The organism is Macrococcus capreoli (assembly GCF_025628935.1).
GTDB lineage: Bacteria > Bacillota > Bacilli > Staphylococcales > Staphylococcaceae > Macrococcoides > Macrococcoides capreoli.
Genome location: NZ_JAOTIS010000016.1, coordinates 20,204 through 31,764, shown reverse-complemented (window position 1 = coordinate 31,764; position 11,561 = coordinate 20,204). Strand labels below are relative to the sequence as shown.

The 11,561-nt window shown below is 36.0% G+C and carries 10 protein-coding genes; all 10 read left to right on the top strand.

Translation table 11 applies throughout. The features are described 5' to 3' along the window. The first annotated feature begins 84 nt into the window (after positions 1–84). The 10 genes from OCL94_RS11220 (at position 85) to ccpA (ending at position 11,445) form a co-directional block, all read left to right on the top strand. Complete coding sequence (locus OCL94_RS11220) at positions 85–1,083, top strand: PTS transporter subunit IIC (protein WP_262997016.1); 999 nt, start codon at positions 85–87, stop codon at positions 1,081–1,083. A gap of 4 nt (positions 1,084–1,087) precedes the next feature. Beyond that, on the top strand, positions 1,088–1,396 hold the full coding sequence (locus tag OCL94_RS11215; RefSeq protein WP_262997034.1) for a thioredoxin family protein: 309 nt from the start codon (positions 1,088–1,090) through the stop codon (positions 1,394–1,396). Between the two features lie 255 nt (positions 1,397–1,651). Next, positions 1,652–2,521: a DUF1444 domain-containing protein gene (locus OCL94_RS11210; protein WP_262997015.1), complete on the top strand. Its 870-nt coding sequence runs from the start codon at positions 1,652–1,654 to the stop codon at positions 2,519–2,521. A 110-nt stretch (positions 2,522–2,631) separates the two neighbouring features. Then, on the top strand, positions 2,632–3,228 hold the full coding sequence (gene ytpR, locus OCL94_RS11205; protein ID WP_262997014.1) for a YtpR family tRNA-binding protein: 597 nt from the start codon (positions 2,632–2,634) through the stop codon (positions 3,226–3,228). 9 nt (positions 3,229–3,237) lie between these two features. After that, complete coding sequence (locus OCL94_RS11200; protein ID WP_262997013.1) at positions 3,238–6,657, top strand: DNA translocase FtsK; 3,420 nt, start codon at positions 3,238–3,240, stop codon at positions 6,655–6,657. 11 nt (positions 6,658–6,668) lie between these two features. Beyond that, positions 6,669–7,964, top strand: coding sequence for a UDP-N-acetylmuramate--L-alanine ligase (murC, locus tag OCL94_RS11195; protein WP_262997012.1), 1,296 nt, complete (start codon positions 6,669–6,671; stop codon positions 7,962–7,964). Between the two features lie 81 nt (positions 7,965–8,045). Then, positions 8,046–8,570, top strand: a complete 525-nt coding sequence (locus OCL94_RS11190; protein WP_262997011.1) for a DUF948 domain-containing protein — start codon at positions 8,046–8,048, stop codon at positions 8,568–8,570. A gap of 84 nt (positions 8,571–8,654) precedes the next feature. Continuing rightward, positions 8,655–9,188: a YtxH domain-containing protein gene (locus OCL94_RS11185; protein WP_262997010.1), complete on the top strand. Its 534-nt coding sequence runs from the start codon at positions 8,655–8,657 to the stop codon at positions 9,186–9,188. Between the two features lie 83 nt (positions 9,189–9,271). Next, complete coding sequence (locus tag OCL94_RS11180) at positions 9,272–10,345, top strand: bifunctional 3-deoxy-7-phosphoheptulonate synthase/chorismate mutase (RefSeq protein ID WP_262997009.1); 1,074 nt, start codon at positions 9,272–9,274, stop codon at positions 10,343–10,345. A gap of 110 nt (positions 10,346–10,455) precedes the next feature. Further along, entirely contained in the window at positions 10,456–11,445 is a 990-nt protein-coding gene (gene ccpA / locus OCL94_RS11175) for a catabolite control protein A (protein WP_262997008.1), read from the top strand. Positions 11,446–11,561 lie beyond the last annotated feature (116 nt).

The following is an 11,561-nucleotide window of genomic DNA, read 5'->3' as shown; positions in this document are numbered from 1 at the left end:
ATCCCGATTATTAAAAAATTAAGTATTCAGAAAAAAATATGAATATGCTATTATGATGGAAATGAGAAAAAAGGGGATGACATATTGAAAGTCTTATTAAAACGATGGTTCGTTGATGGTATGAGCTATATGGCGTTAGGTTTATTTTGTTCATTAATTATTGGTCTTATATTAGAAACGTTAGGAACAGAGCTTAAACCATTTATTGATACATCAATGTTGATTGAAATAGGTAAGTTAGCGAAACAATATACAGGTGCAGATGTAGGGGTAGCAGTTGCGTTTGGACTTGGTGCTAAACCAATGGTGATATTTTCAAGTGCAGTCACAGGTATGTATGGTTATGAACTAGGCGGTGCAGCCGGAACATATGTTGTTAGTTTAGCGACTGCTGAACTCGGTAGGTTTTATAGTGCGAAAACAAAAATTGATATTATATTAACACCATTATTAACATTAATAATCGGTGGTTTGATAGCGAAACTTGTAGGTCCTTTCATACAATCTTTCATGTTATCACTCGGAGACTTTATTACATTTGCCACTGAACAACAGCCGTTATTAATGGGGATTCTCGTATCACTTATTTTCGGATTAACGTTATCAAGTCCAATATCAAGTGCTGCACTTGCATTAATGCTTGGTATTAATGGTACTGCTGCAGCTGCTGCGACGATTGGATGTTGTTGTCATATGATTGGATTTGCAGTGACAAGTTATAAAGATAATGGTTTACAAGGTTTAATTGCACACGGCATTGGTACAAGTAAGATTCAAATCCCGAATTATTTGGTAAGACCGTTTATATTAGTTCCACCTGTAATTGCAAGTATTATCGTTGCACCTATAATGACAATGCTCTGGCCAATGAAAAATGTAGCAGCTGGCGCAGGCATGGGGACGAGTGGATTTGTTGGACAAATTATGACGATAAAGACGATGGGAAGCAATATGACTACATGGCTTCAAATTGGTTTGTTTCATTTCCTTTTACCAGGTGTAATCAGTTATATTGTATATATAGTGATGAGCCGAGCAAATATTATTAAGCCGGGTGAACAAACGATAAAAACTGGAGGTTAGCATGATGAAAAAAATAGAATCAGTAGAAATGTTTAAAGAAGCAATTCAATCACCAACGATTGCAATGTTTACTGCAACATGGTGTCCAGATTGTCATTTCATAGATTCATTAATGCCGGAAATAGAACAGGAAAATAGTAATTATCAGTTTATTTCTGTAGATAGAGATGAATTTATTGATTTAGCAGTTGCATATGAAGTGATGGGTATTCCTAGCTTTATCGCGTTTAAAGATGCTGAAGTAATTGGACGATTTGTATCGAAAGATAGAAAAACGAAAGAACAAGTGAATGAGTTTATTCAATCATTATAATTTATATTATCCCTGTAAAATTGAAATTGATTTTATAGGGATATTTTTCGGCTTTGTTTCCAGTTTGCTTGCGTCTAAACGGCGTTTTCAATGCAGGACCTCGTCAAACTTCACCAATCCCATCGAAATCAAAGAGCGATTTCTTGGGATTAGTTCCAGTTTGTTCGGTCCTGGACGCATTGAAAACAGCCTCTTGCTCATTCGACAGCCTCTGGGGTTTTATTGTACAATGAAAGTTATGTGAGGAGTGAGATTGTGAATGTATTTGAGATAAGAGATCGTTTAATTGATGCGCTGGATACATCAGTTGTTTCAACACAATTTGATCGTAAAGAAGAGACGTTACGTGTTGAACGATTAGACAACAATAAAGGTTTAACTATTAAGCTTGCTCCTGTAGCAGCAAAATATAAAGAGAAAAAAGACAGTATTATCGATGAAGTACTGTACTACATTAATGAAACAATTCATGCGATGGGGAATACGTCATTACCTGAAGGTGCAAAAATCATGCCTGTCATTCGTTCAACGAGTTTCCCGAAAGAACAAAATGACATCCCGTTCTTAATATCAGAACATACAGCAGAAACAAATATTTATTATGCCATTGATTTAGGAAAAACTTACCGTTTAATTGATGCACAAATCCAATCAGAATTAGGAATTGATGAAGCACATATAAAAGAACAAGCTTTATTCAACGTCAACGGTTTAAAAACAACATACAAAACAGATGTTGTTGCCGGTAACACTTATTACTTCTTTAATGCGAATGATGGATATGATGCGAGTCGAATATTAAACAAGCAATTGCTTAAAGATTTTGAAGCACGTATTACGGGAGAAATGCTCGTTGCAACACCCCATGCAGATGTATTAATCATCGCTGATATTCAAAATGAAACTGGATATGACGTACTAGCACAAATGACAATGGCATTCTTTGCGAATGGATTAGTGCCGATTACATCTTTATCGTTCCAGTATAAAGACGATACATTAACGCCAGTGTTTATTTTAGGGAAAAATAATGCAAAGCGTGATCAACAAGCCATTCAACGTATAGAACGTAATCGCCAAAAATTTATGGCCGAAAAAGCAGAGCAAGATCATCCGAATAAATAATATCATAGTGTAATATTTCTGATATTTTTAACTGTTTTTTTAAGAAAAAGAAGTCAATAAAGCATATAATAGATAAAGAAGAAAAATACTATAACACAAGGAGTTTACTTATGAATATTTTTTATAACGCAATTGTTGGAGATTATATATTTATCACGTTAGATCCTGTAGATGGACCGTTTGAATATAGCAAGAATGGTGATATCGTTACGATTAAGAAGGACGGAAAAGTAGTCGGATACAATGTGAGTGGTGTATCTTCATTAGGATTGACTTCTAATGGTCCAGTAAAATTAACAGAACCGTTAATGGCACAAATTAACGACTTATTAATCTATAAAGGTTTAGAATCCCCTTTAGAAGTGGATTTATCTCCTAAATTTGTCGTTGGTTATGTTGAAACATGTGAAAAACATCCAGATGCAGATAAATTAAATGTAACAACTGTTGATGTTGGTACTGAAAAATTACAGATTGTATGTGGTGCTAAAAATATTGCGCAAGGCCAAAAAGTCGTTGTTGCTAAAGTGGGCGCTGTTATGCCAAGTGGTATGCAAATTAAAGATGCAGAACTTCGCGGTGTACCTTCAAAAGGTATGATTTGTTCTGAACGCGAATTAGGATTCACTGATTCTGAAGAGAAAAAAGGGATTCTTGTATTAGATGACGCACGACAAATCGGCGAAGACTTCTTCAAAGAAGTATAGGGTGCATATATGAGTTGGTTTGATAAATTATTTGGAGAATCATCAGACAAAGAAACAAAACCCATACAGGAATCAGTGAATGAAGATGATGTATATCGCAGACCGAGAGGGAAGTTTAGATTTCCTTTAAACGTCGACAATATAAAAACAGCTGAACACCACATTTCACAACATGACCAAACTGATGCAGATAGGTATCAAAAACAGTCTTATACAAAAGCATCGCATGAAACAGTTACGTATCAACCTGATAATGTTAATACTGAAACGATTCGAACATCTTTTGGCAATGACTACATACCGCGCCGTGAAAGAAGGCGTGGTAAACAATCAAATGCATTATCAGAATCTAAGTATCAGTCACATAATCAAGCGAGCCCGAACTTTGAACGCTATCAGCCAAAAACACGTTTAAATGACACACCACATTATAGCCGCTATCAACCGAAAGCGTCATATAAAGAAGCATCATTTACGGAAAAGCAATTTAACGTACATCAACCGAAATTTAAAGCATCTGAAGTACCATCTGCAATTTATGGTACGAAGCCACGTAAAGATCCAGCAACACTTAAACAACCAGTAAAGTCGACACAACCCATTCAACCAATTCAGGGTAAAAAGGTAACACAAACAAGACCTGCAACACCACCGCATCGTAAAGAAGATAATACCGTAAATATTGAGAATGTATATGCCTCTCAAATAGTTGCTGAAATTAGACGTGAACGTGAAAAGAAATTGCAACGTAAAAAGCAGTTTGAATTAGAACGTGAGCAAATTAAATTACAGCAAGAAGCCATATCTTCGATGATGCACGAAGATAAAAATGACGTAGAATATTTAAAAGTGGAGGATCAACCACAAATATTAGAAGATCGTGTGACGATTATTGACACATCAACAGCTGACCATACGCCTCAATTGAAGCAAGTTGATGTAATGCATGAAGCGGAAAGTAAATCAGAATATGTAACGGCAAATGAGCACCAATTACTACAAGAATCGGATGCACGAGTTGAAACGATTCAAATTGATGATGGTGATGCAGTAACATATTCAACGAAGACGCCGTTACACGGTAACGATAATGATGCATTGAATCAAAACAGTCAAGACGTTGAAATTGAAGAAGTTGTACCCGATGAAGATGTTGAGATAATTGAAATTGAAGCGGAAATTGAATCAGATGCAGAACAGGTTCTTGACGATGAAACAGTAAATATAACTGAAGATGAAACTGAAATGGATTCATTGAAATCTGAACAATCAAACATTGAAGTTATTAATGTTGATGAAGTTAATAGTGTTGATGAAGTTATCGACGAAGGTTCATTCCTTGACGAGAACGTTACTTTTGAACCGATAGAAGAGGAATCTGAGACGGAAGTCGTAGATGATACATTTGAAGCATCGTATGATGAAGCATATGATGAATCACTTGAGGTGGATGACACTTCTCAATCATTTACTGAAAGTCAAACGACTGAAGTACAGCCTGGAAAGTCATTAGAGCCAACGTTAATGCCAGACATTCAACCGGCTACACCAGTACAAACGCCGTCAATAATTGAAGAAGATGCGAATAAAGTGCAACCATCACTTGAACCAGAACTTGCAATCAATTCAACTGAAGAACCTTTAGATGAACCTTCAAATGAACCTTCAATAGAAGACTCACCAGTTGAAACGCCGGAACATCTAACAATAAATAATGATTTACCGAAAAAGAAAGTATCACCATTTAATGTTGTAATGACGCCGAGTGATAAACGTCGCTTACTCGAAAAAAAGAAGCAACAAAATATTGAGGCACCAACAGAAAAAAATGAATCAATCGCTCAAGATATTCAACAATCATTTGAACAAGGTGTTATCAACCAGGAAGTTAATAAAGCGCCAGAAGCAGTATCAGAAATAACTCAAAAACCGACACAAGAAGTAATATATGAAAAATCATCACAACCAGCTCAACAAAATCGCCCGATCGTAAGCAATAATGGATATCCTGTAAAAAAAGAGCCAGCGAAACGCATCGGTCCGAAATATTTATTACCACCTGTTTCACTTCTCCATCCTGAAGATAAAATGGAACGTGATGAAACTTGGGTTGCAGAACATCAAGCACAGCTAGATGATGCTTTTTACCATTTCAATGTACCAGCGAAAGTTGAGAATGTTGTCGTAGGTCCATCTGTCACACGTTTTGAATTATCTGTTGAAAAGGGTGTGAAAGTATCACGCATTACAAACTTACAAGATGATATAAAAATGGCGCTTGCAGCAAAAGATATCCGTATTGAAGCACCGATTCCAGGAACGTCTTTAGTAGGTGTCGAAGTACCAAATGTAGAAACTCGTAATGTAAATTTAAGTGAAGTGTTATTCAGTAAGAAGATGAAATTTGCTGAGAGCAAGCTAACGGTTGCCCTCGGTGCACGTATTAATAATGAACCAATGATTATGGACTTAGCGAAGATGCCACACGGTTTAATTGCCGGTGCAACAGGTTCAGGTAAATCTGTTTGCATCAACTCTATATTAGTTTCGCTATTATATCGTAATAATCCAAATGAGCTGAAATTATTATTAATCGATCCGAAGATGGTCGAACTGGCACCATATAACGACTTACCGCATTTAATCGCACCCGTTATTACGGATGTTAAAGCGGCCACTGAAAGCTTGAAGTGGGTCGTAGAAGAAATGGAACGACGTTATAAAATATTTGCTGATATTCATGTTCGTAATATTACTGCTTATAACCAGAAAGTAAGTTACGTAGAACGTTTACCGAAGATTGTCATCGTCATCGATGAACTAGCTGATTTAATGATGATGTCACCACAAGATGTTGAGCATGCCATTGCACGTATTGCACAAAAAGCACGTGCTGCCGGAATACACATGATTCTTGCAACGCAACGTCCATCGGTCAATGTCATTACAGGTCTTATTAAAGCGAATGTACCGACACGTATCGCGTTTATGGTATCGTCAGCTGTCGACTCAAGAACGATAATTGATAGTGGCGGAGCCGAAAAACTTTTAGGAAACGGCGATATGTTGTATCTTGGTAATGGGATGAATAAACCGATTCGTATTCAAGGTAACTATGTGTCAGATGAAGAGATTGATGCAGTCGTTCAATATGTGAAAACACAGGGTGAACCGAACTATTTATTCCAGGAGCAGGAATTATTAAAGAAAGTATCAGAAGCACCGAAAGATGAATTATTTAATGAAATTTGTGATTTTATGATTGATGAAGGTCATATATCTACGTCTCAAATTCAACGACGCTTCCAGATTGGTTATAATCGTGCCGCACGTATTATAGATCAATTAGAAGAGATGGGCTACGTAAGTGGTCAAAATGGTTCAAAACCAAGAGCAGTATTAATTACTGAAAAACAAGCAGAATATTAGGAGATGAGCACATGACTTTGTATCATTTTGTTGGTATTAAAGGTTCAGGTATGAGTGCGTTAGCACACATTTTATTCGATATGGGAGAACAAGTCCAAGGTTCAGATATCGAGAAAGAGTTTTTTACAGAAATCGCATTACGTGATAAAGGGATTACAATATTACCGTTTAACGCAGATAATATTCAACCTGGCATGACGATTATTGCCGGAAATGCATTCGGCGATGATCATGAGGAAATCGTACGTGCACGTGAATTAGGTTTAGAAGTAACGCGTTATCATGACTATTTAGGTAAATTTATGGGCGAATATACTTCTGTAGCCGTTACAGGTTCTCATGGTAAGACGAGTACGACAGGTTTATTATCACATGTGATGAATGGTGATAAAAAGACATCATTCTTAATTGGTGACGGTACAGGTATGGGTATGCCAAATAGTGAATATTTCGCATTTGAAGCTTGTGAATACCGTCGTCACTTCTTAAGTTATTCACCGGATTATGCCATTATTACTAACATTGACTTTGATCATCCGGATTACTTCGCTTCAATGAGCGATGTGTTTAACGCATTCCAGGAGATGACGAAGAAAGTTAAGAAAGCAATCGTAGCTTGTGGTGATGATGAGCACTTAAAAGATATCAAAACTGAAATTCCAATGTATTATTATGGATTCGGTGACCATAACAAAGTGATTGCAAAAAATGTAGAAACAGTCGAATCAGGTACGAAATTCGATGTATATATCGACGGCACATATATAGATACTTTTAAGACGCCGATGTTTGGTAATCACCAGGTATTAAATGCATTAGCAGTCATTACGATTTGTTATTTAGAACATTTAGATATGAACGCAATTAAAGAAGCATTAGCAACATTTGGTGGTGTAAAGCGTCGTTTCAGCGAGAAGAAATTCGGCTCACAAATGCTGATTGATGATTATGCACACCATCCAACGGAAATTAAAGCAACGTTAGAATCGGCATCAAAGAAATATCCTAATAAAGATATTATTGCTGTCTTCCAGCCACACACTTTCTCTAGAACAAGTGCATTCTTACAAGACTTTGCCGATAGTTTGAAAGTGGCGGATCAAGTTTATTTATGTGATATATTCGGTTCAGCCCGTGAGGCATCTGGAGAATTGACGATTAAAGATTTACAAGTATTAATTCCAAATGCAGCTTTAATCAATGAGGATTCAGTGTCACAATTAAAAGTACATGAAGATGGTGTCATTATCTTTATGGGTGCCGGAGATATTCAAAAAGTACAAAAAGCTTACGAAAATCTTGCATAACTCGTAAGAAGTATGTTTAAACTAATAGAAGCAGGGTATTTGACACTATAACAAGAGTTATAAATATTAGGAGGCGTTTTTATGGAATGGATTTTACCAATCGCAGGATTAATTGCTGCAATTGCATTTTTAGTACTATGTATCTTCATTGGTTTAACTTTAATGTCAGTGAAGAAGAACTTAGATCATGTTGCTAAGACACTTGACGGTGTTGAAGGACAAATTCAAGGGATTACACGTGAATCAACAGATTTACTTCACAAAACGAACCGTTTAGCTGAAGATGTTCAAGGTAAAGTATTAAAGTTAAACACTGTAGTTGACGCAGTAAGTGGTATCGGTTCAACAGTTCAAAATTTAAACAGCTCAGTAGATAATGTGACTTCTTCGATTACACACAACATTTCACAAAACGAAGATAAAATTTCTCAAGTTGTTCAATGGTCAAACGTAGCAATGGAAGTTGCGGATAAATGGCAAATGAGAAAGCAACGTCGCAATGCAGTGAACTTTGCAGAACCACACACAAGCCAAAACAACTTTAACGAAACACATACAAAAGGTGATCATTTAAATCAAGATAAAATTAACGCTGGTTTAAAATAATGCGTATTAGGGAATGTACATTAATGTACATTCCTTAATTTTTTGAATACAATAAAATTAAATCAATTCTCGGAGGTAATGATAATGCCAAACACATATAATAGAGATATGCACACACATACTGTGAAAGAATATAAAGTTCAGAAAGATACTACGGCGCGCGATTTTTCAATCGGTTTAACGGCTGGATTAGTTGTCGGTTCTTTTATCGGTTTACTTGTTGCACCGAAAGCAGGTAAAGAATTACAACAAGATTTAAGCCAAAAGTCTGAAACGTTGAAAGCAAAGTCTGCTGATCAATACAACAAACAACTTGAACAAGCACAAACTTTCAAAGAAAAAGCGAATGCGTTTGCTGCAACGTTATCAGAGAAGACTGCTGCTATTAAAGAGAAAGCAGAACAAAAGCTAAATAAAACAGATAACCATGTTACATTTAGTGATTTACAACTTCAAAAAGATGCTATTAAGTCTGAAGTGAATGATGATTCATTGACACAACCTGTTGCTGTTGTCGATAAAGAATTATCAACACCGATAAAAGACGAAGCAGAGAAAGAAAGCAAAGCGACGATAGATATCGCTAATGCAATGGACAAGAAAGCTAAAAACAAATAATACACAATTACTTTAGGAGTATGATAAAATAGTAGGCTGACAGTCTACTATTTTTTAATTTGAATATAAAGAGGGTATAAAAGATGAATGAATTGAATCATTTACGAGATAGAATAGAAGCGATAAATATTGAAATATTAAAGTTACTCAGTGAACGTGGTGAAATTGCGAAGTTAATTGGAGAAGAAAAGCGTAAACAAGGCACAGCGATTTATGATCCAGAACGTGAAAAAGAAATGATTAATCGATTACAGGATATGAATAACGGTCCGTTCGATGATAATGTCATAAAACAGTTATTTAAAGAAATATTTAAGGCGTCAACAGAGTTGCAGAAGTCTAATAGTGAAAAGCACTTGCTTGTTTCACGTAAATTAAAACCTGAAGATACAATTGTGACGTTTGATAATGGTGCAGTCATTGGAGACGGTAAGAAATCATTTATCTTTGGCCCATGCTCTGTAGAGTCATTTGAACAAGTCGATAGTGTCGCGAAGAATTTACATGCGAAAGGTGAGCAGTTTATTCGTGGTGGTGCATTTAAACCAAGAACTTCTCCTTATGATTTCCAAGGGTTAGGAGTAGATGGACTAAAAATATTAGCCCAAATGAAGCAGCAATACGGCTTAAACGTAGTGACTGAAATTGTTAATCCTGCACATTTTGAATTAGCAAATGACTACGTGGATGTCTTCCAGATTGGTGCACGTAATATGCAGAACTTTGAATTGTTAAAGGAAGCAGGTAAGACAAATAAACCTGTCCTTTTAAAACGTGGCTTAAGCGCAACAATTGAAGAATTCATTTATGCAGCGGAATATATTCATGCTAATGGTAATACGAATATTATTCTATGTGAACGCGGTATTAGAACATATGAGAAAGCAACGCGTAATACGTTAGATATTTCTGCAGTACCGATCTTAAAGCAAGGTACCCATTTACCTGTCATGGTGGATGTAACCCATTCAACAGGACGTAAAGATATCATGTTACCTGTGGCACGTGCAGCACTTGCTGTTGGTGCGGACGGTGTGATGGCTGAAGTACATCCAAATCCTGCAGTTGCATTAAGCGATGCCGGTCAACAGATGGACTTAAATGAATTTGAAACGTTCTATCAGGAGATTGTAAAATCTGCACGAATGTATGAATAATGCGCTTTATATTATAAAATATTAATTATTTGTGAAAACTATAACGCAATAAATGAAAAATATATGAAAACGTGTTATTATAATAAATAAAACGGTTACAGGAGGATATAATGACAGTTACAATATATGATGTTGCACGTGAAGCGAAAGTATCAATGGCAACTGTCTCACGTGTAGTGAATGGCAACCCTAATGTCAAACCTGCAACGCGAGATAGAGTGAATGAAGTAATCAAAAAATTAAATTATCGACCAAATGCGGTTGCACGTGGTTTAGCAAGTAAGAAGACGACTACAGTTGGTGTAATCATCCCTGATATCTCAAATGTTTATTATTCTGAATTAGCACGTGGATTAGAAGATATTGCGACGATGTATAAATATCAAACGATTATTTCTAATTCAGATAATGATGCGCAAAAAGAACAGGAAATATTCAATAATTTATTGTCGAAACAAGTAGACGGTATAATTTTCTTAGGGGGCACATTATCTAAAGAAACAACGAACTTAATTAAGACGTCGTCTGTACCAGTTGTTGTATCAGGAACGCATGATTTAGATGCGAGTTTACCAGCTGTTAATATTGACTATATTAATGCAAGTAAAGAAATTGCTGAGAAATTCATTCAGGACGGTGTGAAGCAATTCGCATTTGTCGGTGGAGGATATTCTGAAAAAGCACAAATTGATATATTAGCAGGATTAAAAGAAGTGTTATCTGCAAATCAATTATCGCTTGATGAAGCAGCCATTTATATTGGAGAAGAACAGTATTTAGATGGTGAGAAAGCATATGAAGCTGTGAAAGCGGTTAATCCGGAAGTGATTATGTGTATTAGTGATGAACAAGCGATTGGTATTGTGCATGCCGCACAGGATAACGGTAAAGATGTGCCGAATGACTTACAAGTTATTAGTTTCAATAATACGCGACTTGTAAAGATGGTACGTCCAAAACTTTCAAGTGTAATGCAACCGTTATATGATATTGGTGCGGTCGGAATGCGTTTACTAACTAAATACATGAATGATGAACCTATTGAAGCATCTAAAGTGACATTACCTTATAGTATTGTTTATCGTGGGACTACGAAATAGTAAATATTTATAATTAATAAATAATGAAGAGACTCGGACAGAAGTGTTCTGCGCGCAAAAAAACCGAACGAAAACTCATAAATCGCGCTTTGATTTATCGTTTTCGTTCGGTTTTT